At 67.4% G+C, this 26,090-nt stretch carries 24 protein-coding genes; 10 read left to right on the forward strand and 14 right to left on the reverse strand.

Annotated features, from left to right (window positions below; translation table 11 throughout):
• Positions 1-7: 7 nt before the first annotated feature.
• Together ED208_RS07050 and ED208_RS07055 are read right to left on the reverse strand one after the other, a co-directional pair.
• Positions 8-604, reverse strand: a complete 597-nt coding sequence (locus tag ED208_RS07050) for a TIGR00645 family protein (RefSeq protein ID WP_123211162.1) — start codon at positions 602-604, stop codon at positions 8-10.
• A gap of 87 nt (positions 605-691) precedes the next feature.
• Positions 692-1,723, reverse strand: coding sequence for an aldo/keto reductase (locus ED208_RS07055; RefSeq protein WP_123211163.1), 1,032 nt, complete (start codon positions 1,721-1,723; stop codon positions 692-694).
• A 160-nt stretch (positions 1,724-1,883) separates the two neighbouring features.
• Here ED208_RS07055 and ED208_RS07060 point away from each other — a divergent pair, with 160 nt between their 5' ends.
• From ED208_RS07060 to ED208_RS07070, 3 genes are all read left to right on the forward strand, one after another.
• Positions 1,884-2,795: a pseudouridine synthase gene (locus ED208_RS07060; RefSeq protein WP_233574890.1), complete on the forward strand. Its 912-nt coding sequence runs from the start codon at positions 1,884-1,886 to the stop codon at positions 2,793-2,795.
• Positions 2,796-2,958: 163 nt separating this feature from the next.
• On the forward strand, positions 2,959-3,993 hold the full coding sequence (locus ED208_RS07065) for a Rieske 2Fe-2S domain-containing protein (RefSeq protein WP_123211165.1): 1,035 nt from the start codon (positions 2,959-2,961) through the stop codon (positions 3,991-3,993).
• Between the two features lie 74 nt (positions 3,994-4,067).
• The gene (locus tag ED208_RS07070) at positions 4,068-4,391 is read left to right on the forward strand and encodes a 2Fe-2S iron-sulfur cluster-binding protein (protein WP_123211166.1); all 324 of its coding nucleotides are present in this window, start codon (positions 4,068-4,070) and stop codon (positions 4,389-4,391) included.
• Between the two features lie 12 nt (positions 4,392-4,403).
• Here the strand turns inward: ED208_RS07070 and ggt are convergent, their stop codons facing one another.
• Together ggt and coq7 are read right to left on the reverse strand one after the other, a co-directional pair.
• Positions 4,404-6,041 carry a gamma-glutamyltransferase gene (gene ggt / locus ED208_RS07075; RefSeq protein WP_199720534.1) on the reverse strand — a complete coding sequence of 546 codons (1,638 nt, stop codon included), beginning with the start codon at positions 6,039-6,041 and terminating at the stop codon, positions 4,404-4,406.
• Between the two features lie 174 nt (positions 6,042-6,215).
• Positions 6,216-6,851 carry a 2-polyprenyl-3-methyl-6-methoxy-1,4-benzoquinone monooxygenase gene (gene coq7 / locus ED208_RS07080; RefSeq protein WP_123211168.1) on the reverse strand — a complete coding sequence of 212 codons (636 nt, stop codon included), beginning with the start codon at positions 6,849-6,851 and terminating at the stop codon, positions 6,216-6,218.
• An 89-nt stretch (positions 6,852-6,940) separates the two neighbouring features.
• Here coq7 and ED208_RS07090 point away from each other — a divergent pair, with 89 nt between their 5' ends.
• The 5 genes from ED208_RS07090 (at position 6,941) to ED208_RS07110 (ending at position 15,046) form a co-directional block, all read left to right on the forward strand.
• A complete protein-coding gene (locus ED208_RS07090) occupies positions 6,941-8,425 on the forward strand; it encodes an acyl-CoA dehydrogenase domain-containing protein (protein WP_148044709.1) in 1,485 nt (494 codons plus the stop codon).
• On the forward strand, positions 8,422-9,081 hold the full coding sequence (locus ED208_RS07095; protein ID WP_123211170.1) for an SDR family NAD(P)-dependent oxidoreductase: 660 nt from the start codon (positions 8,422-8,424) through the stop codon (positions 9,079-9,081). The genes ED208_RS07090 and ED208_RS07095 overlap by 4 nt, the downstream gene beginning before the upstream one ends.
• A 23-nt stretch (positions 9,082-9,104) precedes the next feature.
• Positions 9,105-10,697, forward strand: a complete 1,593-nt coding sequence (locus tag ED208_RS07100) for a glycerol-3-phosphate dehydrogenase/oxidase (RefSeq protein WP_123211171.1) — start codon at positions 9,105-9,107, stop codon at positions 10,695-10,697.
• A 225-nt stretch (positions 10,698-10,922) separates the two neighbouring features.
• Complete coding sequence (locus tag ED208_RS07105; RefSeq protein ID WP_233574892.1) at positions 10,923-13,175, forward strand: alpha/beta hydrolase; 2,253 nt, start codon at positions 10,923-10,925, stop codon at positions 13,173-13,175.
• A gap of 20 nt (positions 13,176-13,195) precedes the next feature.
• The gene (locus tag ED208_RS07110; RefSeq protein WP_158608476.1) at positions 13,196-15,046 is read left to right on the forward strand and encodes a DUF1302 domain-containing protein; all 1,851 of its coding nucleotides are present in this window, start codon (positions 13,196-13,198) and stop codon (positions 15,044-15,046) included.
• Between the two features lie 84 nt (positions 15,047-15,130).
• Here ED208_RS07110 and ED208_RS07115 read toward each other — a convergent pair whose 3' ends face one another.
• From ED208_RS07115 to ED208_RS07125, 3 genes are read right to left on the reverse strand one after another with little or no spacing between them, the layout of a single operon-like run.
• Positions 15,131-15,817: a SanA/YdcF family protein gene (locus tag ED208_RS07115; RefSeq protein WP_233574897.1), complete on the reverse strand. Its 687-nt coding sequence runs from the start codon at positions 15,815-15,817 to the stop codon at positions 15,131-15,133.
• Between the two features lie 23 nt (positions 15,818-15,840).
• Positions 15,841-16,245 (reverse strand): MAPEG family protein, encoded by a 405-nt coding sequence (locus ED208_RS07120; protein ID WP_123211174.1) that lies wholly within the window; start codon positions 16,243-16,245, stop codon positions 15,841-15,843.
• Between the two features lie 34 nt (positions 16,246-16,279).
• On the reverse strand, positions 16,280-17,461 hold the full coding sequence (locus ED208_RS07125) for a vWA domain-containing protein (protein ID WP_123211175.1): 1,182 nt from the start codon (positions 17,459-17,461) through the stop codon (positions 16,280-16,282).
• A 28-nt stretch (positions 17,462-17,489) separates the two neighbouring features.
• On the opposite strand from ED208_RS07125, the gene ED208_RS07130 reads away from it, so the two are divergent.
• Entirely contained in the window at positions 17,490-18,146 is a 657-nt protein-coding gene (locus ED208_RS07130) for a DNA-3-methyladenine glycosylase family protein (RefSeq protein WP_123211176.1), read from the forward strand.
• Positions 18,147-18,205: 59 nt separating this feature from the next.
• On the opposite strand, the gene ED208_RS07135 is transcribed toward ED208_RS07130, so the two are convergent.
• Positions 18,206-19,048 carry an AAA family ATPase gene (locus ED208_RS07135; protein WP_199720535.1) on the reverse strand — a complete coding sequence of 281 codons (843 nt, stop codon included), beginning with the start codon at positions 19,046-19,048 and terminating at the stop codon, positions 18,206-18,208.
• 115 nt (positions 19,049-19,163) lie between these two features.
• Between ED208_RS07135 and ED208_RS07140 the strand changes: the two genes are divergently transcribed.
• Positions 19,164-19,511, forward strand: a complete 348-nt coding sequence (locus ED208_RS07140; protein WP_123211177.1) for a hypothetical protein — start codon at positions 19,164-19,166, stop codon at positions 19,509-19,511.
• 65 nt (positions 19,512-19,576) lie between these two features.
• On the opposite strand, the gene ED208_RS07145 is transcribed toward ED208_RS07140, so the two are convergent.
• From ED208_RS07145 to tkt, 6 genes are all read right to left on the reverse strand, one after another.
• Complete coding sequence (locus ED208_RS07145) at positions 19,577-20,755, reverse strand: phosphoglycerate kinase (RefSeq protein ID WP_123211178.1); 1,179 nt, start codon at positions 20,753-20,755, stop codon at positions 19,577-19,579.
• Between the two features lie 122 nt (positions 20,756-20,877).
• Positions 20,878-21,882, reverse strand: coding sequence for a type I glyceraldehyde-3-phosphate dehydrogenase (gene gap, locus ED208_RS07150; RefSeq protein WP_123211179.1), 1,005 nt, complete (start codon positions 21,880-21,882; stop codon positions 20,878-20,880).
• 141 nt (positions 21,883-22,023) lie between these two features.
• On the reverse strand, positions 22,024-22,722 hold the full coding sequence (locus ED208_RS17680; RefSeq protein ID WP_148044710.1) for an energy transducer TonB: 699 nt from the start codon (positions 22,720-22,722) through the stop codon (positions 22,024-22,026).
• A 25-nt stretch (positions 22,723-22,747) separates the two neighbouring features.
• Positions 22,748-23,203, reverse strand: a complete 456-nt coding sequence (locus ED208_RS07160) for an ExbD/TolR family protein (RefSeq protein WP_123211181.1) — start codon at positions 23,201-23,203, stop codon at positions 22,748-22,750.
• Between the two features lie 44 nt (positions 23,204-23,247).
• Positions 23,248-23,937: a MotA/TolQ/ExbB proton channel family protein gene (locus tag ED208_RS07165; RefSeq protein WP_199720536.1), complete on the reverse strand. Its 690-nt coding sequence runs from the start codon at positions 23,935-23,937 to the stop codon at positions 23,248-23,250.
• Positions 23,938-24,085: 148 nt separating this feature from the next.
• Positions 24,086-26,071, reverse strand: a complete 1,986-nt coding sequence (tkt, locus tag ED208_RS07170; RefSeq protein ID WP_123211183.1) for a transketolase — start codon at positions 26,069-26,071, stop codon at positions 24,086-24,088.
• Positions 26,072-26,090 lie beyond the last annotated feature (19 nt).

Consider the following 26,090-nt stretch of genomic DNA (forward strand, 5'->3'; position numbering starts at 1 on the left):
CACCGGCTCAGTGCTTGCCCTCGGCCTTGGCGTGGGCGATGCCGCCGCCCATGATCCGGTCGGTCCAGGCGATGCCGATGGCGGAAGCGATGAAGGCCATGTGGATGATGGTCTGCCACATCACGCCCACCTCGGTGGTGGTGGTGCACTTCACCCCGGCGGCCACCGTCGAGCACAGCGGCAGCGCGCCCAGGCTGCCGGCCTCGATGAAGGTCTTGAGCAGATGGATGGAGGAGATGCCGATGATCGCCATCGCCAGCTTCACCTTGAGCACCGAGGCGTTCACATGGCTCAGCCATTCCGGCTGGTCGGGGTGGTTTTCCAGCCGCAGGCGCGACACGAAGGTCTCGTAGCCGCCGACGATCACCATCATCAGCAGGTTGGAGATCATCACCACGTCGATCAGCGCCAGCACGATCAGCATCACCTGCTGCTCGTTGAGCTCGAAGGCGCCGTGGATGAGGTGCCAGAGCTCCTTGCAGAACAGCACCACATAGACGCCCTGGGCGACGATCAGGCCCAGATAAAGGGGCAACTGCAGCCAGCGGGAAGAGAAGATCAGACTCGGCAGGGGGCCGAGGCCGGGGGTTTGACGGGAAGACATGGTTTGCGGGGCTTAGGAGGTGAAGAATTGGTGCAGACGGAGTCTAGCAACTGCCGATGACGACCAGACGGCATCTGCGGTCGGCGCTTACCAGCTTGTCGGCTTGGGATTGCGCTCGTTGAAGCCGCGCTGGTGCCAGTAGGGGTAGATCGGCGTGCGCTGGCTGGCGGCATCCAGCCGCGCCACCTGCTCGGCACTCAGGGTCCAGCCCAGGGCGCCGAGGTTCTGCCGCAGCTGCTCCTCGTTGCGGGCGCCGACGACGATGTTGGCAACGCTGGGCCGTTGCAGCAGCCAGTTGAGCGCCACCTGCGGCACGGTCTTGCCGGTTTCGGCGGCGATGGCGTCGAGCGCATCGACCACCTGATACAGGTAGTCGTCCTCGACGATCGGCCCGCCCTCGGCGCCGCCCTGCTGGATGCGGCCGGCCGCCGGCGGCTGGCCGCGCCGGATCTTGCCGGTGAGCCGGCCCCAGCCGAGCGGACTCCAGACCATGGTGCCCAGGCCCTGCTCCAGGGCCAGCGGCATCAGCTCCCACTCGTAGTCGCGGCCGATCAGCGAGTAATAGCCCTGGTAGGCGACATAGCGGCCCAGGCCGTAGCGCTCGGAGCTGGCCAGTGACTTCATGACATGCCAGCCGGAGAAGTTGGAGCAACCCAGATAGCGGATCTTGCCGGCGGTGATCAGGTCGTCGAGCGCGCGCAGGGTTTCCTCCACCGGCGTCAGCGCGTCGTAGCCGTGCATGAAGTAGAGGTCGATGTAGTCGGTCCCCAGCCGCTTGAGACTGGCCTCGCAGGCGCGGATCAGGTGGTGGCGCGAGGAGCCCTTGTCGTTGGGACCGCCGCCCGTGCTGAAGGTGGCCTTGGTGGAGATCAGCACCTGATCGCGCCGGCCTTGCAGGGCCTGCCCGAGAATCTGCTCGGAGGCGCCGCCGGAGTAGACATCGGCGGTGTCGAAGAAATTGAGTCCGGCCTCCAGACAGACATCGACCAGGCGGCGCGCTTCGGCGACATCGGTGGCGCCCCATTTGCTGAACATGCTGCCGACACCGCCGAAGGTGCCGGTGCCGAGGCTGAGGACCGGCACCTTGAGGCCGGAGCGGCCGAGCTGTCTGTGTTCCATGGGATCGTCCTTGAACGGGAGTGGCGGAGATAGCAGCTATGGGGACCGCCGGCGAAAAACCCAAGGGCGGCCGACAACGATTGGCACCGACCGGGCTCCGCGACCATCGCCGGAACCCGCTAGGCTGGGCACCCCGCCGTGGTCACACCAACTCCTGCCGTTGAACGCTCCCCTGCCCGTCCGTGATGGCGTCGGCCCCAGCAGCATCGCGCTGCCCGGCGGCGCCTGGCCACGACTCGCCGATTTCCTGCGCGAGCGCTTTCCCGAGGTCGCCGCAGAAACCTGGCTGGCGCGGGCCGCGCGTGGCGAGCTGCGGCGGCAGAACGGCGAGACCCTGCACCCGGAGCAGCCCTATCAGGCCGGCGGCGCGCTCTACTACTACCGGGAACTGGAAAGCGAGCCGGAAATCCCGTTCCAGGCCGAGCTGATCCATCGCGACGCGCAGCTGCTGGTGGTGGACAAACCGCACTTCCTGCCGGTGATCCCGGCCGGCCGTTTTCTGCAACAGACCCTGCTGGTGCGGCTCAAGCGCGAACTCGGGCTGGACGGACTGGTGCCGCTGCACCGGCTCGACCGAGGCACCGCCGGCCTGGTGCTGTTCTCGGTCAACCCGGAAACCCGGGGGCGCTACCAGCAACTGTTCCCCACCCGCGCCGTGGAAAAGGTCTACGAAGCACTGGCGCCCAGCCTGCCCGGATTGCCCCTGCCGCTGCGGCACCGCAGCCGGCTGCTCGAGGGCGAACCCTTCTTCCGCATGCGCGAAGCCGAAGGCGAGGCCAACAGCGAGACACTGATCGAAACCCAGGAGGTTCTGGGCCAGGGCCTGAGCCGCTACCGCCTACAGCCGCTCACCGGCCGCAAGCACCAGTTGCGCGTCCACCTCGCGGCCCTGGGCGCGCCCATCGTCAACGACAGCTTCTATCCCGAACTGCGGCCGGCGCTGGAGGACGACTACCGCCACCCGCTGCAACTGCTGGCGCGCGCGGTGCGCTTCGCCGACCCTCTGACCGGTGCGGAGCGGCACTTCAAGAGCCGACGCCAGCTCGACCCGGGGACGGCGAATCCCGCTTGAGCGCCGCACCTGCGCGCCCCGGCGCCGGCGAGTAAATGGAAGGCCTTCTCATAACCTAAATGGACGAGGACTGGCCCGATCCGGCACGCCACCATGCCGTACCCAGCAAGGCCCGGCAGGCCATGGGCCATACCCAGATCAGGCAACAGGAGATACCGACGTCATGGGCGCCATCAATCTGAAGATGCTTCTCGAATCACAGAGCCTGGAGCGCGCCCCGTTCCCGGTCCCGGTCGGCTGGTATTTCATCGACTACTCCGAAAACCTCAAGCCGGGCGAGCTGCGCAACATCTTCGTGTTCGGGCAGGAATGGGTGCTGTTCCGCTCCGAAAGCGGCAAGCCGGGCGTCACCGACCCCTACTGCCCGCACCTCGGCGCCCACATGGGCCACGGCGGCAAGGTCTGCGGCGAGCACCTGCGCTGCCCCTTCCACCACTGGGAATACGACACCGAAGGCAACTGCAAGGCCATCCCCTACGCCAAGGTGATGCCGCCGATCACCAAGAAAGGGCCGATCCTGCGCGCGCTGCCGACGGTCGAGAAGTACGGGATGATCTGGTCCTGGTATCACCCGGCCTGCGAGGAGCCCTCCTTCGAGCTGCCCTATGTTCCGGAGATCGAGGACGCCACCGGTTATACCGGCAGCCGCCGTGGCAGCTGGAGCGCGAATACCTGCATCCAGGAAATCGCCGAGAACGGCGTCGACGTCGCGCACCTGAAGTTCCTGCACAACGCGCCGATCATCCCGCCGGTCGAAGCCACCTATAACGGCCCGACGATGCGCATCAACATCGGCCAGGGCTACATCGTTGGCGACAGCTACGGCCCCGGCCTCAACGTCATGCGCTTCACCCAGAAGGACCCGGTGACCGGCAAGGCCATCACCGCGACCATGCTCTCGTACACGGTGCCGGTCTCGCACGACAAGAGCCAGATGAACATGTCGTTCCGCCACGTCGACTTCCCGGCGGGCACTCCGGAGCTGGCGTTCACCAAGAAGCAGATCGACCACATGATCGGCGCCGCCGAGGGCGAGGAGAGCGCGGGCTTCGAGAGCGTTGACTTCATCGTCTGGAACAACAAGCGCTACCGCCCCAATCCGCTGCTCTGCGACGGCGACGGCCCGATCTTCCCGTTCCGCAAGTGGTTCAAGCAGTTCTACGTCGAGAAACCGAAGCTCGACGACGCTTCCGCCTGAGCCGGAGAAGCTGGTACAAACGCCTCCGTGCCGGCCGCCGGCACGGAGGCTTCACTTTGAATGGAGTTGGAAAAATGGCAGTGGTGAAGCTGATCGGCCGTGATGGCGGCGAGAGCAAGCTGGAGGCCCTGAGCGGCTGCCCGCTGATGGAGGCCCTGCGCGATGCCAACATCGGCGTCGAGGGCACCTGCGGCGGCGCCTGCTCTTGTGGCACCTGCCACGTCTACGTCGATGCCGCCTGGCTGGACAAGCTGCCGCCCAAGACCGAAGACGAGCAACTGATGCTGGAAGCGATCGGCGACCTGGTGCCGCTCAAACCCGGCTCGCGGCTGTCCTGCCAGATTCCGATGAGCGAGGCGCTGGAAGGCCTGGTCGTCGAGATCGCTCCCGCGCTCTAGCCGCAAACCAGCTCAGGGCACCGTCGCCGCAGTACCCACCCAGCGCGGGTCCGCCGCCGCTTCCAGGCGCCCGGCGCGGGGATCGGACACGATCACCTGCAGATTGCCGTAGGGCTCGTCCAGCGCCTTCAGCGCATGGCCCCTGGCCGACAAGCCGGCCTGCTCGTCGGCGCTCAGCGCCTGTGGCTCGAAGAACACCGTATCCGGCAGCCATTGGTGGTGGAAGCGCCGCGTCGCGACGATCTCGCCGGCGCTGGCGCCCTCGCTGAAGCGGAGGATGCCGAGCAGCACCATGCTGGGGATGCGCGAGCCGCCCGGCGTGCCGATCACCAGCGTCCCGCGCGGACCGTCGACGAAGGTCGGCGCCATGCTCGACAGCGGCCGCTTGCCGGGCGCGATGGCATTGGCGGCGCTGCCGGCCAGACCGTAGGCGTTGGCGGCATCGGGCGCGGCGGAGAAGTCGTCCATCTCGTCGTTGAGCACGATGCCGGTGCCCGGCGCCATCGCGGCGGCGCCGAAGAACAGGTTCAGCGACTGCGTGCCCGCGACGCGGTTGCCGGCACCGTCGAGTACCGAGAAATGCGTGGTCTGACCGCCCTCGCTGCCAGCGTCGGCGGCCGGCAGCTCGCGGCTGGGCGTGGCCTGCGCGCCGATGCCGGCGGCCAGGCGCCGCAGGTAGGAGGTCGACAGCAGCCGTGCCAGCGGCACGCTCACGAAGTCGGGATCGCCGAAATACTGATTGCGGTCCCGATAGGCGCGGCGCAGCGCCTCGATCACCAGATGCTTCGACTCGACGCCGTCCAGACTGAGGAAGCCGCGCGCTTCCAGCAGGCCCAGGCTTTCGAGAATGGCGGCACCACCGGCCGAGGGCGGCGGCGCGGTGACCACGCGGTAGTCGCGGAACTGGCCCACCAGCGGCGCACGCTCGCTCACCTGCATCCGCTCCAGATCAGCCGGCGCCCAGATACCGCCACCGGCGCGCACGCCGGCCAACAGCTTGCGCGCGGTCTCGCCCCGCCGGAATTCGTCCAGGCCGTTGCGGCCGAAGCGCTCCAGACTGTCGGCGAGATCGGCCTGCACCAGCCTCTCGCCGGCCGCCAGCGGCTGGCCCTGGGGTGCGAACACCACGCGCATCGCGGCATCCATGCGCGGGTAGTTGCCGGCGATTTCCCTGGCCAGTCGCCAGTCCACCACCACGCCTTCGCGGGCGGCGCGTACCGCCGGTGCCAGCAACTGCGCTAGCGGCCGCGTGCCGTAGTGCTCGGCGGTGTGCGCCAGCAGAGCCGGCTGGTGCAGCACGGCGACAGCGAGCATGCCGGTGAGCGATTTCCTGGCAATGGCCTTGCCCTGGTCGTCGCGGTACATGCCGGCGCTGGCCGCCAGCGGCGCGCGCTCGCGGCCGTCCAGAAAAACTTCCCGGTCCTGGGTCCGCAGCAGGAAAAAGCCACCCCCGCCGATGCCGGAACCGAAAGGTTCGGCCACCGCCAGCATCGCCGAGGTGGCGACGGCGGCGTCGAAGGCGTTGCCACCCTCGGCCAGTACCGCGATGCAGGTCTGGGTTGCCTGCGGGTGGGCACTGGCACAGGCGCCGCCGGCCGCAGCGGCAGGGCCCGCCTGCGCCACCGCCAGCCAGAGCAGCAGGCAGGCCAAGGGCGCACGGCCGCCGCCGGCGGTGCCTGCCGCGCTCCGCCCTGGCGGGAGACCCTGCGGTCGCGGTTTATTGCCTGTCGTCACGGTGGGCACCCCAAGCTTTCGAATGCGGGACCAGCTTGCCACGAGGACCCCGGTCGGCCATGCCTGGCGCTGTCGAGGCTGGCGCATCGGCTAGAAGCGGGTCGCGCCGAATTTCATCAGCCCCGCCACCGCCTGCATCAGGCCGCGTACCGGCGCTGGCGGCAGCGCGCCGCCGGCGGCCAGGGCTTCGGCACCGTGGCGCTCCTCGTCGGCCTTCATGGCCTGCACCACGGCCCGCGAGGCGCGGTCGGCTTCCGGCAGGCGTTGCAGATGCTCCTGCAGGTGGGCGCTGACCTGGCGCTCGGTCTCGGCGACGAAGCCGAGGCTGCGCCGATCACCGCTCAGACCGGCCAGGGCGCCGATGGCGACCGAGCCGGCGTACCAGAACGGCGACAGCCGGCTGGGGTGATCCTGCAGCTGCTGCAGACGCTCGGCGCACCAGTGCAGGTGGTCGCGCTCCTCGCGGGCAGCGTCGAGCAGGTGCCGGCGTAGTTCGGGATCGCGCGCCACCAGCGCCTGGCCGTGGTAGAGGCCCTGGGCGGCGACTTCACCGGCATGGTTGATCCGCATCAGACTGGCCGCAGCCTGGCGTTCGCCATCGCTGAGCGGCTCCGAGATGGCGGCCGGCAGCGGCCTCGATGCGGCGGGACTCAGGGCGCGCAGACCGTCGGCAAAGCCCTGAACGAGGCGGTCGGCGCGGGAATAGTGACGAGCGGATTCGGTCATTCAGCAGCAGCCTGATGTTGATCGGCGAGAATACGCAGGCACGCAGTTTACTTCTCCGGCCCCGTCCACAGAGCCCAGCACCCCTAGAAATGTTCTGGCTGATCGTCTTCCTAGGCCTCGCCGGCCTGCTCGCCTACCGGGCCGTGCCCTTGCAGACCGCCACCGGTCTGGTCGGCGTGACCGTGCTGCTCTACGGCTGGCTGGGCGAATCCTCCGGCGGTTTCGTCCTGCTGCTCCTGCTCTACCTGTTGCTGTTCGTGCCATTGAACGTGCCGGCCCTGCGCCAGGAATGGCTCAGCCGACCGCTGCTGGAACGCCTGCTGGAGCGCCTGCCACCGGCGCTGCCGCACAACGGCGCCGGGCCCGCCGCCGGCCTTCTGGAGGGGGACTGGGAACTGCGTCTGCCGGCGTCGCCCCCGACGGCCAGTCCTGACGCCGACTTGCGCACCGAGGCCCTGGCGGCCGCCTTGGCGGCCCGCCTGCGGCATCCTTGCCAGCCCAGCGGCGCCAAGCCCGCGCAGGCGCGGATGGCCGCGCTGCTGTATGGCGCTGCCGCCCTCGACCACCACGATCCGCGTCTGCTGGACGACGGCCTGGACTGCGCCGCCGAGAGGCTGCGTGCGCGCCAGGCCTGGCCCCTGGCGCAGGCCACCTGCACCCTGCGCGGCCGCGCCCCGGACGCCAGTCTGGACTGGACCGCCGCCGCCAGTGCCGACCCGGCCGACCTCGCCGAGCGCTGCGCCCAGGTGCACGGCCCCGGCCTGGCGCTGTGGGCGGCGGCGCGCGAAGTCTCGCCGGCACAGCGGTTGATCGCCTTCGATGAGGCGCTCTGGCAATTCATCGGCCACGGGCTCAGCCAGCTGACCCGCGCCCTGGTCGGCAGCCTCAGCCTGGGCCTGCTGATCCCCGCCGAGGGCGACGAAGCCTTGCGCCGCCAGCGCCAGCGCGCAGCGCTGGCGAGCAGTCGGGTAGCAGTGCTCACCGACCTGCGCCTGCTGCTGCAACTGAGCCAGCGCCTGAGCCCCGGCTTCGACGCTGCCTATTCGGCGGCGGTACTGCATCTGGCCGGGCTACACGCGGCCCTGGCCTGGCACGCGAGCGCGCCCGCGCCACGCCTTGAGCGGCCGCTGCTGCGCCTGCTCAGCCAGGACAGCCATTGCCAGCTGGAACGCCGTCTGCTTGCCGCCCTGCGCGAGCTACCTCAGCCGCTGCTGCGAGGGCTGCTGCGGGCGCTGGTGCTGCCCCCCGGCTCCGGCAGTCGGGAAGCAAGCGCCGCCGAGGGCGAGGCCGCAGCCCTGTGCCTGCTGCGCGAACCCGCGCTGCGCGCACGCCTGCTGAACCGGCTGCCAGCGCATCCCGGGCTGCTGGCCCTGGATGCCCGGGTGCAGGCCTTGCAGGCCCTGGAGCCGAGCCTGCGCCGACTGCAACTGGCGCAGATGGAACCGCCGCCGGCGACCGAGGCGGCGCGCATCGACAACGCCGAGCGCCTGGGGCTGCTTTCCGAAACCGAGGCCGGCATCCTGCGGGAGGCGCTGGAATTTGCCTGCACCCAACTGAACCCGGATCGCTCATGAACGAATCCTGCATCGTGGTCGGCGCCGGCCGTGGCATCGGTCAGGCCTGCGCCCTGGCCTTCGCCCGGGAGGGCTACAACATCGCCCTGGTGGCACGCCGGCCGGAACGGCTGGTGGCGCAGACCACCGAGATCGCCTGGACCACCGGCCGCGAGGCACGCGCCTACGGCGCCGACGCCAGCGACGCCGAGGCGCTGCGCAGCAGCCTGCGCGCGGCCCAGCTCGATCTCGGGCCGGCGCGGGTGCTGATCTACAACGTCGCCGACGTGCAGCGCGCCCGCCCCAGCGCGCTCGATGTCGAGCAACTGGTGCGCGAGTTCCGCGCCAACGTCGCCGGTGCGCTGGTCTGCGTGCAGACGCTGGCGCCGGAGATGCGGGTGCGCGGCGGCGGCAGCCTGCTGTTCACCGGCGGCGGCATCGCCGACCAGCCCTCCACCGACTTCGCCTCGCTGTCGCTGGGCAAGGCGGCGTTGCGCAATCTCACCCAGACCCTGGCACAGGATCTCGGCGTCAGCGGCATCCACGTGGCCACCGTGACCGTGCACGGCTTCGTGCAGCCGGGCACGCACTTCGATCCGCACCTGATCGCCCAGAGCTTCATCAAGCTGCACCGGCAACCGCGCGGGCGCTTCGACATCGAACTGGTGTACCGCTAAACCCCTTCCACAGACCCGACACCATGCCCGCTGCCTTTCCGCTGGTCCGCAATCTCGCCGGCCTGAAGTCCGGCCGTTTCGACCTGCTGGTGATCGGCGGCGGCATCTACGGCGCCTGGACCGCCTACGACGCGGCGCTGCGCGGGCTCAAGGTGGCGCTGGTGGAGAAAAACGACTGGGGCTGCGGCACCTCGCAGTCGTCGTCGAAGCTGATCCACGGCGGCCTGCGCTACCTGGAACACTACGAGTTCAAGCTGGTGCGCCACGCACTGGCCGAGAGGCGGGTGCTGTCGGAGATCGCACCGCATCTGGTGCGGCCGCTCAACTTCCGGGTGCCGGTCTGGGCGCATTCGCGGGTCGGCCGGCTGCAACTGCTGGCCGGGCTGACGCTCTATGACTTCCTCGCCACCGGCAAGCAGCCAGTGCCGCGCTACAAGTCCTTCGGCCGCGCGCAGATGCTCGCCGATCATCCCTACCTGGCCGCCGAGGGCCTGAAGGGCGGCCTGCGCTACGGCGACTGCCAGGAAGACGACGCCCGCATGACCATGGTGGTGGTCGCCGCCGCGCAGGCCGCCGGCGCGGTCTGTGCCAATGGCGTCGCCGCCGAGGCGCTGCTCGAACAAGGCGGGCGGATTCGCGGCGCCCGCCTGCTCGATGGCGACAGTGGCGAGCATTTCGACCTGGAGGCCGGCGTCACCGTAAACGCCGCCGGTCCCTGGGCCGCCGCGCTCAGCGCCGGCGCACTGGGAGCGGAAGCGCCAAAGGTGAAGCTGGTCAAGGGCATCCACCTGGTGCTGCCGGCCATCGCCGGCCTGGACGACGCCTTCCTGCTCACCGCGCCGCAGGACGGCCGGGTGTTCTTCGTGATTCCCTGGCAGGGTCGCACCCTGGTCGGCACCACCGAATCGGCCATCGCCGATCCGGCGCAGGCGCAGGTCACCGAGGCCGAAAGCCGCTACCTACTGGACGCGGTGAACGCCCTGCTGCCCGGCCTGGGCTGGCGCGAGGACGATGTGCTCGGCGCCTTCGCCGGCGCCCGCACCTTGCAGGCGGAAGAGGCCGAAAGCCTGTCGGCGCAGACCCGCGAATTCCTGGTCAGCCAGCCGCGCCCGGGCCTGATCTGGCCGATCGGCGGCAAGTACACCACCGGCCGCTGCGACGCGGCGGAGATCGTCGACCACGTGCTGCAAATGCTCGGGCGCCCGCACCGGGAGAGCCTGAGCCACCGCTATCCGCTGCCCGGCGCCCCCGGCGGTCTGCACGAGGATTCGGCACGGCATTCCGTCCTGCTTGGCGACTTCACCGGCTGGCAGGCAGAGGCGATGTCGGCGCTGCGCGCACGCGGCCTCGACGCCGACATCGCCCGCTCACTAAGCCTGCGCCACGGCACCCGGGTGGCGCGCATCCATGCCCTGCTCGAAGAGCAAGCGGCCTGGTCGGCGCGGCTGCTGCCGGATGCGCCGTTCATCGCGGCGGAGGTGATCCTGGCCGTCCGCGACGAGGGCGCGCGCACGCTGGAAGACGTGGTCCGCCGGCGCCTGCCGCTGCGCCTGATCGCCCGCCCGGGCGACTGGCTGGAACGGGTCCGGGCACTGATCGCCGAAGCCGGTCACTAAGCCCCGACCTACCGCCTGTCTGCCTCGAACCGCCGCTGATCCAGAAACTGACAGTCAGCTCAGAGATCACCTGACCAGCGGTACATTTCCGTGCATATCAGCGGCTCGGTGCACGCTGGTTGTGCATCCGCACATTCCCGAGACTCCTATCGGTGCAGGGCCACCCGACTTTTCCGGGGGCTCCTCAAAACAAGGCCGGATAGACCGGTGCGATAGGAGATTTCCATGCGAGTAATGAGGTTTGCGCGGGGCGCAGGAATTGCGCTTGCCCTGGCGGTACTGACGGCCTGTGGCGGCGGCAACGGCAACCAGGACCAACTTTCCGGCGGCTCCGGCGATACGCCGCAGACCTTCGACTCGATGGTGCTGTTCGACCCGATCCCGATCAAATCCACCGACAGCGCCACGGTGCCGTTTCCTTTCGACGGCTTCTTCTCGGGCTTCAAGGATCCGACCCTGAACATCCCGAACGGTTCCAACGCGCCGTTCGTGACGGCGGCGAACCTGCAGGACGGCTTCTCCACCACCGCCTCGCTGTTTCTCGACATCCTCGGCTTCGTCGACTTCGCCTCGGTGAGCCAGAACCTGCTGATCGTCAACAGCGCCACCGGCCAGCTGCTGCAGGCCGGCGTGGACTTCACCATCCAGCCCTCGCCCGCGAAGGACGGCACCGGGCTGCCGATCAGCTCGCAGCGTTCGCGGGTGCTGATCGAGCCGCTGAAGCCGCTGGCGCCCTCGACCCGCTACCTGGTGGCGCTCAAGAACGGCGTCAAGACCACGCAGGGCAAGGGTGTGTTCGCCAGCCCGCAGTTCCGGGTCGCGCGCTCGGGCACCCCGGTGGCGCAGCAGACCGAACCCATCCTGGCCAGCTACAGCAGCGCCCAGAAGGCCGGCCTGGAGCAGTTGCGCAGCCAGCTGATCCGTCCGGTGGTCGCCGCCTTCGGCCAGCTCGCTGGCGTCCCGGAGGATCAGATCGTGCTGGCCTGGAGCTTCACCACCCAGTCCACTGAAAAGACCCTCAAGGCCCTGGCGGCTGGTGCCAGCGCCGGAACCATCGCGGTACAGAACACCGGCCAGAACACCTCGGTGATCGGCGCTCCGCCGGTGGCCGACATCTATGCCGGCATCGTCACGGTGCCCTATTACCTGGCCAATAGCGGCGGCAACCGGCAATCCACCGCACCGCTGACCGGCTTCTGGGCGGCCGACCCGACCAAGCCCGACCTCGCCGCGAGCTTCCTTGGTCAGGTGCCCTGCGGCGCCTTCGCCAGCGGCGCCACCCTGCCCGACGGCCAGACTGCCACGCCCAGCGTTTCGACCACGGTCTGCTACCCGCTGCCGTTGAAGAAGAGCGACGAGACCCTGCCGCTGCTGGTAGCGGTACCGAATGCCAACAGTGGCCAGAGCAAGCCGGAGAACGGCTGGCCGGTGGTGATCTTCCAGCACGGCATTACCGGCAACCGCACCCAGATGCTGGCCATCGCGCCGGCGCTGGCGGCGGCGGGCTTCGTCACCGTCGCCATCGACCTGCCCTTGCACGGCCTGGCCTCGAGCAGCCCGTTCTACCAGAACCAGTTGTTTGCGGGCTCACCGGCGGCCGGGCTGATGACCGGTGAACGCAGCTTCGACCTCGACCTGGTCAGCAACACCACCGGCGCCCCGGGCCCGGACGGCGTGGCCGACAGCAGCGGCACCCACTTCATCAACCTCAGCAGCCTGATCACCAGCCGCGACAACCTGCGGCAGGCGACCTCGGATCTGCTGACCCTGAGCAAGTCGCTGGCCAATCTCGATCTCGACCACGACGGCACGCCGGACATCGACACCAGCCAGCTGCGCTTCGTCGGCCACTCGCTGGGCGGCATCGTCGGCGGCAGCTTCCTGGGCGTGGACACCTCGGTGGGCGCGGCGACCCTGGCGATGCCGGGCGGCGGCATCGCCAAGCTGCTCGATGCCTCCAAGAGCTTCGGGCCGCGCATCTCCGCCGGCCTGGCTGCCAGCGGCGTGATCGAAGGCACCGATACCTACGAGACCTTCCTGCGCTTCGCGCAGACCCTGGTGGATTCGGCCGACCCGATCAATTTCGCCGCCAGCGCCAGGGCCAATCACCCGCTGCACCTGATCGAGGTGCTGGGCGATACCGTGGTGCCCAACGCGGCCAATGCCGGCGTCGCCGGCGCAAGCACGGACTTGGTGACCATCACCGGCTACCTGTCGGGCACCGATCCCTTGATCGCCACCCTCGGCCTAGATGTGGTCGGCCCGCTGACGCCGCCGCTGGCCAGCGTCACCCGCCGGACCGGCGCCAAGCTGGCGGTGGCGACGGTGTTCACCACCGGCAACCACGGTTCGATCCTCGACCCCAGCGGGTCTGACATCAACGCCGCCACCACCCAGGAAATGCAGCGGCAGACCGCCAACTTCCTGAAGAGCAACGGCACCTGCCTGCCCACCGGCGGCAACTGCAGCGCCGAATGAAGAATCGAGGAGATCAGATCATGCACAAGCACAAGCAGCTCACGGCGCACCGGCGGCAGGCCCTGCGTCATGCCTTCACGCTCAGCGCCGTGGCCCTGGCCCTGATGGCCAGCCGCAACAGCCAGGCGCTCGACTACGACTGGCAGGGCGTCCACGCCCAGCTCGACAGCAAGGTCACCGTCTACAGCCTGTGGCGCGCGGAAAAGCGCGATCCCAAGCTGATCGGCATCGCCAACGGCGGCGAGGCCTTTTCCACCAATGGCGACGACGGCAACCTCGCCTTCGATGACGGCGACGTGGTGTCCAGCGGCATCAAGCTCACTTCCGACCTCTCGCTCACCTACGGCGACTACGGCCTGTTCACCCGCGGCAACTTCGGCTGGAATCCGACGCTGGCCTATGGCGACCGCTTCAACCCCGCCGACTACGACGACAGCCTGACCACGCGCGGTTATACCCAGGCGGACCGCGAGCGGAAGGACAGCGACGTCGCGGCGCATGTCGGCCGCTACGCTGAACTGCTTGATCTCTACGTCTACACCACGCAGCAGATCGCTGATCGCTCGATGTCGCTGCGCGTCGGCCGGCAGGTGGTGAACTGGGGTGAAAGCACCCTGGTACTGCACGGCCTCAACAGCCTGCTGGCATTCGACGCCAACCGCCTGCGGGTGCCTGGCTTCGAGCTGGACGAAGTGATCATCCCGACCAACCAGGTCTGGGCCTCGGTGAGTCTCGTCGACAACGTCAACCTGGAGGCCTTCTACCAGTTGCGTTGGGAGCGGACCATCATCGACGCCTCCGGCACCTTCTACTCCACCAACGACTTCGCCGGCATCGGCGGCACCGCCGTCAATCTTGGCTTCGGCCGCGCCGACGAGAACACGGTGGCGGGCACGCCCTGCAGCGCGCCGCCGTTCCCGGGCAACCAGTGCGTCCCGGTGGGCAGCTACGTGCCGCGCGCCGCCGATGTCACCCCGGAGAACCAGGGCCAGTACGGCGCTGCCTTGCGCTTCAACATCCCCGCGCTCAACGACATGGAGCTGGCCTTCTACGGCGCCAACTATCACTCGCGTCTGCCGCTGTATTCCGGCACCTCGCGGGCCGGTGCCGGGCTCACGCCGGCGACCACGGCCAGCTATTTCTCCGAGTATCCGAAGGACATCAAGCTTTACGGCCTCTCGTTCAACACCACCATCCCCTGGGATCTGTCGATCCAGGGCGAGTACAGCTACAAGCAGGGCCAGCCGCTGCAGATCGACGACGTCGAACTGCTGCTCGCCGGCCTGGGTGCTCCCAGCCAGCTCAATCCGGTCGCCGGCGCGACGCTGGGCGGCCAGTACCTGCGGGGTTGGCGCCGCAAGGATGTCAGCCAGTTCGATGTCGGTCTGACCCGTCTGTTCGGCCCCTCGGACCTGCTCAAGAGCGACCAGACCATCGCCGTGCTGGAAATGGCGGTCAGCCACGTTCACGACATGGAGCCGCAGAGCGTGCTGCGCTACGACGGTCCGGGCACCTACACGCCGGGTGATGCCGCCACCGCCGCCAGCCAGGGCGTGCCGCAGCAGGTCAACGGCTACGCCACCGCCACCAGCTACGGCTACAAGCTGCTGATGCGCTTTGACTACAACAACGCCATCGGCCCGATCGCCCTGAAGCCGACGCTCCGTTGGGACCACGACCTGCACGGCATCAGCCCGACGCCGATCAGCAATTTCGTCGCTGGTCGGCGCCAGCTGACCGCCAGTCTGGGCTTTTCGTATCTGTCCGGGCTTTCCGGCGAAATTGGCTACACGCTCTACGTAGGTGCAGGGCAGCAGAACCTGCTCCGGGATCGCGACAACATCGAGGCCGCGATCAAGTACGCCTTCTGAGGGCAACAGCTCCAAGCGCTCACTCTTCTTCCCTCCCCTTGAGTGTGAGCGAATTCGGCCAGGCCCAAAAAGCCTGGCCTTTTTTTATGGCTGGTTGGCGCTGGCCGCCGCGCCTTCCGGCACCGCCGGAGGCTCCAGCGGCAGGCGCTGAGGCTCGCCGAGGAATTTCGGCTGGGTCTCGAGCAGAAACAGATCCAGGATCGCCTGCATGCGCGCCAGCACTTCGCGCACATACGGCAGGAAGGCGGGGCCGGACTCCTCTCCGGGCGCGGCGTAGGCTACGGGATGCATCTTCAGCTTCTTGCCAATGAACACCGCGCGGTAGGCGTGGTATTCCTGGGTGATGAGGGTCAGCTGGTCGAGGCCGAATACGTGCTGGGCGCGCGCGACCGAGTCCAAGGTGCGAAAGCCGGCGAAGTCCATGGTGATCGCCGAAGCCGGCACACCGGCGGCGGTCAGTGCCTGCCACATCTTGCGCGGCTCGTTGTAGCTGGCGTCCGGATTGGCCCCGGAGACGATCAGATGCTTGATCTTGCCAAGCTGGTAAAGCTCGGCGGCGGCGGCGATACGCCCCTTGAAGTGCGGATTGCCTCGGCCTTCGCGGGTGTAGGGGCTGGTGCCGAACACCAGCCCCACTTCATTTTCCGGCAGCGCCGCCCAGTTGCTGTAGACATAGGCCTTGCTGTTGTTGACCACCCAGAGATTGCCCAGCCCCAGCAGCAGCGCGGCCAGCACCAACAGCGCCTGCAACGCCCACAGCAGGCCCCGCAAGCCGCGCCGCCACCGCGCCGAGATCACGCGAACAGCTTCACCAGCATCAGGAAGAACAGAGCCAGCTGCGCACCCCAGAAGCCGGCGCGGATCAGCACCTGCAGCTGGTTGGTGCCGGAGAGATGCACCAGGCTCTGGCCGACGCGCGCGTACAGCACGTAGGGCGCCAGGGCATTGATGGCCTCCAGCTTGCCGAGCGCGGCGGCGCTCAGGACCAGGACCGCGAAGATCGGCAGATTTTCCAGGGCGTTGGCGTGCGCGTCCTCGACCCGCTTCATGAACACCGGGTCTTCCACCGTCTTGGCGCCCCGGGTCCAGCTGTTGATCGGCGTGCCAGTCAGCAGACGCACCCCGCGGTAGGCAAACACCAGTACCACCAGCAGCAAAGTCCAGCCGGTAAAGCCCAGCAGGGCGTGGTAAGCAGCCATCGTGCGTCTCCTCCTTGGTTATGGAGCGCCGAGTTTACTTGCTGGACAAGCGCTTCATGGCGGACTCCAGGCCCTTGAGCGTCATCGGGAACATCCGATTTTCGCCCAGCAGCTGATTGACCATGTTGATCGAAGAGGTGTGGCTCCAGTACTCCGCCGGGGTGGGATTGATCCAGATGGTGTGCGGAAACTGCTTGGTGAGGCGCTCGAACCAGGTGGCGCCGGACTCCTCGTTCCAGTGCTCGACGCTGCCGCCGGACTGGCCGATCTCGTAGGGGCTCATCGTGGCGTCACCGACGAACACCAGCTTGGTGTCCGGGGTGTGCTTGCGGATCACGTCATAGAGAGGAATGCGCTCACTGTGTCGGCGCAGGTTGTCCTTCCAGACGCTCTCGTAGACGAAGTTGTGGAAGTAGAAGTGCTCGAAATGCTTGAACTCCCCCTTGGCGGCGGAGAACAGCTCCTCGCAGACCTTCACATGCGGATCCATGGAGCCGCCGATGTCGAGGAACAACAGCACCTTCACGGTGTTGCGCCGCTCGGGCTGCATCCGCAGGTCCAGCCAACCGGCATTCTTGGCGGTGCCTTCGATGGTGCCATCGAGATCGAGGATGTCCGGCATGCCCTCACGCGCGAATTTGCGCAGGCGACGCAGCGCCACCTTGATATTGCGGGTGCCCAGCTCCAGGGAGTCGTCAAGATTCTTGAACTCGCGCTTTTCCCAAACCTTAACCGCGCTGCCACCACCACCCTTGCCGCCGATGCGAACGCCTTCCGGATTGGCGCCGGAATTGCCGAACGGCGAGGTGCCGCCGGTGCCCACCCACTTGCTACCGCCGTGGTGGGCCTCCTTCTGCTCGGCCAGGCGGTCCTTGAGCGTCTTCATCAGCTCGTCGAGCCCGCCCAGTTTCTGGATCGCCGCGCGCTCCTCCTCGCTCAGGGTCCGCTCGAACTGCTTCTTCAGCCAGTCCTCGGGGACGCTGCCGAACAACTCGCCAGTCACCGCCTCCACGCCTTTGAAATAGGCGGAGAAAGCGCGGTCGAAGCGGTCGTAGTGTGCTTCGTCCTTCACCAGGGCGGTGCGCGAAAGCACGTAGAACTCGTCCAGCGAGAACATCGCCAGATGCCGGGACATGGCGTCCAGCAGGGTCAGGAATTCCGACAGCGAGGCCTTGACCCCGGCGGCGCGGACGGCGGCGAAGAATGTGAATAGCATGGTCCGAATTCTACGCCCGCCATCCGCGATGATCGCCCCCTCAATCCTGCGCGCCGCCGAAGCCCACCTGGCGGCGGCCGACCCGATCCTGGCCCGGCTCATTGCCGAACACGGCCCCTGCACGCTGGGCCGCAAGCACCGCGCTCCGTTTCACGTGCTCTGTGCCTCCATCATCGGCCAGCAACTGTCGGCCAAGGCGGCCGACACCATCCAGGCACGGGTGGCGAAGCTCCTGGAGGCGCCGGCGACGGCCTTCACGCACGCCCACTTCGACGGGGTCGGCCAGGAGGCACTGCGCGCCTGCGGACTGTCCAATGCCAAGGCCCGGTGGCTGCTGGAGCTGGCGGCGCGCAGCGCCGACGGGCGCTTTGACCCGAAGCAACTGGCGCAACTGAAGAATGCGGAGCTGGCCGCCGCCCTCGATGCCCTGCCCGGCATCGGCCCCTGGACGGCGGAGATGATGCTGATCTTCGCGTTTGATCGCATCGACGTGTTTTCGCTGGGCGACGTCGGCCTGCGCAACAGCATCAACGCCCTCTATTCGCGGCGCGGGCGCGACGGCAAGTTCAAGCCGCTGGATGATCGCAAGACCTTGAAGATCACCGCTCCTTGGACGCCCTACCGCTCGGTGGCCTGCTGGTACCTGTGGCGACAGGTCGACGGCGCGGTGGAAAACTGGAGCTGAGTCGCCCCCCCCCGCTCAGCGCTCGGCAGCGATAGCCGTCACCGCAATCCGCAGGGCGGTCAGCCGTTGCGTCGGGCCATGAAGGCAACCCGCTCGAACAGGTGCACGTCCGCCTCGTTCTTGAGCAGGGCGCCGTAGAGCGGCGGCAGAGTCTTCTTGCTGGCGGTCTCGCGCAGGGCGTCGGCGGGGATGTCCTCGGCGACCAGCAGCTTCAGCCAGTCGAGCAGCTCGGAGGTCGAGGGCTTCTTCTTGAGGCCCGGGATCTCGCGCAGGCCGAAGAACACCGCCAGGGCATCGTTGATCAGGTTCTTCTTCAGCTCAGGGAAGTGCACATCGACGATCTTCCCCATGGTCTCGGCGTCGGGGAAGCGGATGTAGTGGAAGAAGCAGCGGCGCAGAAATGCGTCCGGCAGCTCCTTCTCGTTGTTGGAGGTGATGAGGATGATCGGCCGCTGCGTGGCCTTGATGGTCTGCCGGGTCTCGTGGACGTAGAACTCCATCTGGTCGAGCTCGCGCAGCAGATCGTTGGGGAACTCGATGTCGGCCTTGTCGATCTCGTCGATCAGCAGCACCGGGCGCTGCGCGCTCTCGAAGCACTCCCAGAGCTTGCCCTTGACGATGTAGTTGGAGATGTTCTGCGCCTTGGCCTCGCCCAGCTGGGCGTCGCGCAGACGCGCCACCGCGTCGTACTCGTACAGCCCATGCTGGGCCTTGGTGGTGGACTTGATGCCCCACTCCAGAAACGGTGCGCCCAGCGCCCTGGCAATCTCACGCGCCAGCTGGGTCTTGCCGGTACCCGGCTCGCCCTTGACCAGCAGCGGCCGCTGCAAGGTCACGGCAGCATTGACCGCCAGCATCAGATCGGCGGTGGCGACGTAGTTATCAGAGCCGGTAAAGCGCACGGGCAAGTCTCGGTGAATGGTGACCGTCGGAGTCTAGCGCAGGTGCTGGCGCGCGCCATCGCCGGGGCCCGGAGGCAGTGGTATCGTTATTAGGTCATCCTTAAAGGAAACCCACATGAAAAAGCTGTTTGCCTTCGGCCTGCTGCTGTCTTCCTCCGCGCTCTGGGCTCAGGCACCGGAGCCGGCTGCGATCAGTGTCGCGCCGATGAACTGCACGCGCCCCGTGCTGCTGCCGCCGACCAAGGCCCTGAGCAAGAAGGAATCCGAAAAGCTCAATGCCGATAACAAGAGCTATCAGGACTGCGTCAAAGCCTATGTCAACGCCCGCAAAGCGGTGGTGGACGAGCACAACGCAATCTCCAAGGCGCATGCCGACGCAGCCGTCGCTGCCCAGACCGAATTCAACGCCTACGTCACCGAGTTGAACGCCAACCTCGCCGCGCGCGAAAAGACCGACGAGTAAGCTCGAAGGCAAATAAAAGGGCCGGTTGGGAGCTACCCCGACCGGCCCATTTTTTTGGCTGCGGCTCAGCCCGTAGCGCGCGCTTCCAGCATCGCCACCGCCGGCAATTTCTTGCCTTCCAGAAACTCCAGGAAAGCACCGCCGCCGGTCGAGACATAGCTGAGCTGGTCGTAGACCCCGAACTTGTCCATCGCTGCCAGGGTGTCGCCGCCGCCGGCGAGCGAGAACGCCGAGGATTCGGCAATCGCCTTGGCCAGGGTACGGGTGCCGGCCGCGAAGCTGTCGAACTCGAACACGCCGACCGGGCCGTTCCAGACGATGGTGCCGCAGTTCTTGAGTTTTTCGGCCAGCAGAGCCGCCGTCTTGGGACCGATGTCGAGAATCAGCTCATCGGCCTCGACCTCGTCAACCAGACGGGTGTGGGCATGCGCCTCTGCCGAGAATTCGGTGGCGGTCACCACGTCGATGGGCAGCGGAATGTCGCCGCCACGGGCGCGGATCTTGGCCAGAATCGACTTCGCAACGTCGACCATGTCCTTCTCGTACAGCGACTTGCCGACCGGCTTGCCGGTCGCCGCCAGGAAGGTGTTGGCGATGCCGCCACCGACGATCAGCTGATCGGCGACGTCGGCGAGGCTGTTGAGCAGGTCCAGCTTGGTGGAGACCTTGCTGCCGCCAACGATCACCGCCAGCGGCCGCTTGGGAGTCGCCAGGGCCTTGCCCAGGGCGTCGAGTTCGGCGGCCAACAGCGGGCCGGCGCAGGCCACCGGCGCGAACTTGCCGACGCCGTGGGTCGAGCACTCGGCGCGGTGTGCGGTGCCGAAGGCATCCATCACATAGATGTCGCAAAGCGCGGCCATCTTCTTCGACAAGGCCTCGTCATCTTCCTTCTCACCCTTGAGGAAGCGGGTGTTCTCACCGAGCACGATCTGCCCCGGCTCCAGCGCCACGCCGTCGATCCAGTTGGTGACGATGGGCACGCTGCGGCCGAGGTGCTCCGACAACCAGCCGGCGACAGGGGTCAGCGAGCTGTCCGGGTCGAACTTGCCGGCCTTGGGCCGACCAAGATGGCTGATGACGATCACCGAAGCGCCGCGCTCCAGCGCCAGCTTGAGGGTGGGCAGCGAGGCCCGCAGGCGGGCGTCGGAACTGATCTTGCCGTTGGCGATGGGGACGTTGAGATCCTGGCGGATCAGCAGGCGCTTGCCGGCGAGGTCCAGGTCGGTCATGCGAAGGACGGTCATGGGTATTCCCTGTGTGAAAGAGCGCCGCTCCCGCGCATCCTGCGCCTGCGGCATTCGGGCATCCTGCCCAGCAAAGTGAAAAGCCCCGCTTGAGAACGGGGCTTTTCGGTGGTGTCCGGCGCTTACTTGCCAGCGACGACGCGGACCATCTCCAGGCACTTGTTGGAGTAACCCCACTCGTTGTCGTACCAGCTCACCAGCTTGACGAAGGTCTTGTCGAGCGCGATGCCGGCGTCGGCGTCGAAGATCGAGGTGCGGGCGTCGCCACGGAAATCGGTGGCGACCACCTTGTCCTCGGTGTAGCCGAGGATGCCCTTGAGGGCGCCTTCGCTCTGGGCCTTCATCTCGGCCTTGATCTCTTCGTAGCTGGCTTCCTTCTCCAGCTCGGCGGTGAGGTCTACCACCGAGACGTCGGAGGTCGGCACGCGGAAGGACATGCCGGTGAGCTTCTTGTTGAGTTCCGGGATCACCACGCCGACGGCCTTGGCGGCGCCGGTGGAGGACGGAATGATGTTCTCGAGGATACCGCGACCACCGCGCCAGTCCTTGCTGGACGGACCATCGACGGTCTTCTGGGTGGCGGTGGTGGCGTGCACCGTGGTCATCAGGCCGCGCTTGATGCCCCACTTGTCGTGCAGCACCTTGGCGAGCGGGGCCAGGCAGTTGGTGGTGCAGGAGGCGTTGGAGATGATCGCCTGGCCAGCGTAGGTCTTGTGGTTGACGCCGTAGACGAACATCGGGGTGTCGTCCTTGGACGGCGCCGACAGGATCACCTTCTTGGCGCCGGCGTCGAGGTGCTTCTGGGCGGTGGCCTTGTCGAGGAACAGACCGGTGGATTCGATGACCACATCGGCGCCGACGTCGGCCCACTTCAGGTTGGCCGGGTCACGTTCCTGGGTCAGGCGGATCTTCTTGCCGTTGATCAGCAGCGCACCGCCTTCGATGGCGATCTCGCCCTTGAAGTGGCCGTGCACGGAGTCGTACTTGAGCATGTAGGCCAGGTAGTCCGGCTCCAGCAGGTCGTTGATCGCGACGATCTCGATGTCGCCACCGAAGTTCTGCACGGCGGCGCGGAGCACGTTACGGCCGATGCGGCCGAAACCATTGATACCTACTTTGACGGTCATGGAAGCTTCCCTGGTGCGTGAAAACAGGCGCGACGTGCGCCGATAGCCGGCTATTTTAGCGCCCCACCGCGACCTGACGCACCCCCAACAGAAAGGGCCCTTGCGGGCCCTTTCTGCAACACCTGTGACCACTGCGGGCGGTTACCAGCCCTCGTCGTCCAGTTTGAAGCTGACCGGCAGCACCACCGAGAAGTACGGGGTGCCGGGCGCCTCGGTCGGCGACACCGGCGGGAAGCGGCCGGCGCGCGACACCGCATCCAGACAGGCGCGATCCAGGCTGGAATGCCCAGTCTTGCGCACCAGCACGGAATTGCTGATCACGCCGGAGCGGTCGAAGGTGATCTGCACCTGGCACTCGCCTTCCAGACCATCCTGCACGGCCTTGGGCGGGTACTGGACATTCTTCGACAGCAGCGCGTGGATGCGGTTGAAGTAGTCGGCACTCACCTGGGTCGCCACCTGCGGTGCAGCCGGCGCCGGCGGGGCCGGCGGAGCAGGCGGCGCGGGCGTGGCAGACACCACCGGCTCGCTGGGCTTCACAGGCGCTTCGACCGCGATTTCAGGCGCGGGCGGCGGCGGGGTGTTGGGCTGCGGCGGCGGCGGCTCCTTCGGCGGCGGCGGCGGTGGCGGCTTCGGCGGCGGTGGCGGCGGAGGGGGTGGCGGCGGCGGTGGCGGCAGCTGGATCGCGACCGGAATCTTGCGCGGCTTCTTATCCTCGAACACGCCCTGGCTCACCATGCCCTTGATCAGGACGATGGCGATGAGGATGTGCACGATCACCGTGGCGCCGATGCCGAAGCTCAGCGCCTGCTTGCTCATCAATGGACGTTTTCTGCTCATGGTTTCTCCGATTTCGGCAGGCGCATTACTGCGGCGCCTCCGACATCAGCGACACCCGGTAGAACCCGGTCTCGGCGAGCTTCTTGATGATGGAATACACCTTGCCGTACTCGGCCGCGTTATCGGCGCGGACGTAGACCACCGGAAAACGATCCTTGCCGGAGAACTGCTTGTAACGCGAGAACGCGTCCTGCAGTCGGGCCGGCAACTCGGCCTCGGTGAAGGTGGAAGTGCGGTGGTTTTCCTCGAAGTAGTACTGCCCCTGCAGATCCAGCGACAGGACCAGGGGATCCACCGGCTTGCCCATCTCGTCGAGGTCAGCCTTGGGCAGCTTGACCGGAACGGTGGACAACGCCAGTGGCGCGGTGACGATGAAGATGATCAGCAGCACCAGCATGACGTCCACGAGGGGCGTCACGTTGATTTCGGACATCACGCTGCCGTCGTCATCATCCTCGGAGGATTTGACGTTCATGCCCATGACGGGTCTCCCGGAAACTCAGAAGGAAGCGGCTTGACGCCGCTTCAGGCCGGCTTGCGCTTGGACAGCTTGCCCGAGAACACGCCGATGGCGGTGGCGAGGCGGCCGTTGTAGCGGGAGAGGTCGGTGGTGAACTTGTTGTAGGCCAGGATGGCCGGAATGGCGGCGGCCAGACCGATACCGGTGGCGAACAGCGCTTCGGCGATGCCGGGAGCGACGGTGGACAGCGAGGTGTCCTTCATCGCGCCGATCTGGGTGAAGGTGTTCATGATGCCCCAGACGGTGCCGAACAGGCCGATGAAGGGCGAGGACGAACCCACCGAGGCCAGGAACGGCAGCATGAACTGCATGCGACGGGCTTCGTTGCTGGCTTCCAGGCGCATGGCGGTGGCGATGCGGTCGCGCACTTCGTGCAGACCTTCGTGCTCGTGTTCACCGGAGCCGTCCTTCCACTCGGCGACGCCGGCCTTGAACACATCGGCGATCGGATGCGTCGAAGCCTGGCTGTGGCTGATCAGGCCATCAACATCGCCGCTTTCAAGCGCGTCTTCGAGGCCATCCAGGGCGGCCTTCGACTTCTTGAAGTCGAACCACTTGATGAAGGCCACGGCCCAGCTCCACACCGAGAACAGCACCAGCAGCAGCATCACGCCCTTGACCAGCGGCGTCGACTGCATGAACAGGTGGGTGAAGGACATATTGGTAACAGCAGCAGCGGCGGTGGTCGGATCCACGAGAGACACTCCCGATAAAGAGGTTTCAAGAAAAGCGCCGAAAGGCGCGTGGGCGCGGTGCGCCAAATTGGTGCGTAGAGCGCGATGGTATGGGCTTCGCGAGCAGGCAGCAACCGACGGGCGCCGGGTCCAGGCCTACTAGCAACGCCTATGCCAGTAGCGAGAGGACACGCGCCTCGACATTCTCCACGGTGAATCCGAAGTGTTTGAGCACCGCCGCCATCGGTGCCGACTCGCCAAAGCTGTCGATCCCGAGCACCGCATCGGCGAGTCCGCGCCAGTAGTGGCTGACGCCCGCCTCCACCGCCAGCCGCTTGAGGCCGTCCGGCAGCACCGCCTTGCGGTAGTCGGCGTCCTGGGCCAGGAAGCGTTCGACGCAGGGCAGCGACACCACCCGCACCGGCTTGCCCTTGGCGGCCAGCGCCTTGGCGGCGTCCACCGCCAGCGGCACTTCCGAGCCGGTGGCGAGGATCACCGCCTGCGGCGCCTCGGCCGGCTCCCACAGCACGTAGCCACCGCGCGCAGCCAGGGCTGCGTGATCGCCAGCGTGCGCCTGCGGCGGCAGGTTCTGGCGGGTGAGGATCAGCAACGAGGGGCCGGTCTGGTGCTCCAGGGCGGCGGTCCAGGCCACCGCAGTCTCGAAGGCATCGGCCGGGCGCCAAAGCTGCACGTTGGGGATCAGCCGCAGCGTCGCGAGGTGTTCCACCGGCTGGTGGGTGGGGCCGTCCTCGCCGAGGGCGACCGAGTCGTGGGTGTAGACATAGATCACCCCCAGCTTCATCAGCGCCGACAGCCGCAGGGCGTTGCGCGCGTAGTCGGAGAACACCAGGAAGGTGCCGCCGAAGGGCCGCAAGCCGCCATGCAGGTATTGGCCATTCATCGCCGCCGACATGGCGAATTCACGCACGCCGTAGTTGACGTAGTTGCCACCCAGGCTGCCGTGGCGCAGCGAAACATGGCCCTTGAAGTCGGTGCCGTTGGACTCCGAGAGGTCGGCGGAGCCGCCGAACAGCTCCGGCAGCTTGGCGGCCAGAGCCTCGATCACCGCCTTGCTGGACTTGCGGGTGGCGTTGGGTTTGTCCGCCTTGGCCTGCTCGGCGATCAGGGCGTCGGCGAAGCCGCGCCAGTCGGCCGGCAGGGCGCCCTGGATCCGCCGCTGGAACTCTGCGGCTTCGGCCGGAAACTGCTTCGCGTAGGCGTCGAACACGCCATTCCAGGCCTGCTGCTTGGCCGCGCCCTTGGCGCGAGCGTCGTAGGCCGCGTAGACCTCGGCGGGAATCTCGAACGGGCCGTACTTCCAGCCCAGTTGCTCGCGGGTCTTGGCGATTTCTTCCGCACCCAGCGGCGCGCCGTGGCTGGACTCCTTGCCCTGCTTGGCGGGCGAACCGAAGCCGATGATGGTCTTGCAACAGACCAGCGTCGGACGGTCGCTGGACTTGCGCGCGGTGTCCAGCGCCAGCTGGATTTCTTTGGCGTCGTGGCCGTTGACGTTGCGCACCACCTGCCAACCGTAGGCCTCGAAGCGGGCCGGGGTGTCATCGCGGAACCAGCCGTGCACCTCGCCGTCGATGGAGATGTTGTTGTCGTCGTAGAACACCACCAGCTTGCCCAGGCCCAGCGCACCGGCCAGCGAGCAGGCCTCGTGACTGATGCCCTCCATCAGGCAGCCGTCGCCGGCAAAGACGTAGGTGCGGTGATCGACCAGAGGCAGGCCGTCGCGGTTGTACTTGGCCGCCAGATTGGCCTCGGCGATGGCCATGCCGACCGCCATCGCGATGCCCTGTCCGAGCGGACCGGTGGTGGTCTCCACCCCCGGGGTCATGCCGTATTCCGGGTGACCCGGCGTCTTGGAGTGCAGCTGGCGGAAGTTCTGCAGCTCGCCGATCGGCAGGTCGTAGCCGGACAGGTGCAGCAGCGCGTACAGCAGCATCGAGCCATGGCCGTTGCTGACCACGAAGCGGTCGCGGTTGAACCAGTTCGGGTCGGCGGGGTTGTGGTTGAGCACGTCGTTCCACAGCACCTCGGCGATGTCGGCCATACCCATCGGCATTCCGGGGTGGCCGGAATTGGCCTTCTGGACAGCATCCATGGCCAGCGCACGGATGGCGTTGGCAAGTTCGAAACGGGAGGTCATGCGCGGGCTCGGCGGACGG

This window comes from Stagnimonas aquatica, from assembly GCF_003730135.1.
Lineage (GTDB): Bacteria > Pseudomonadota > Gammaproteobacteria > Nevskiales > Nevskiaceae > Stagnimonas > Stagnimonas aquatica.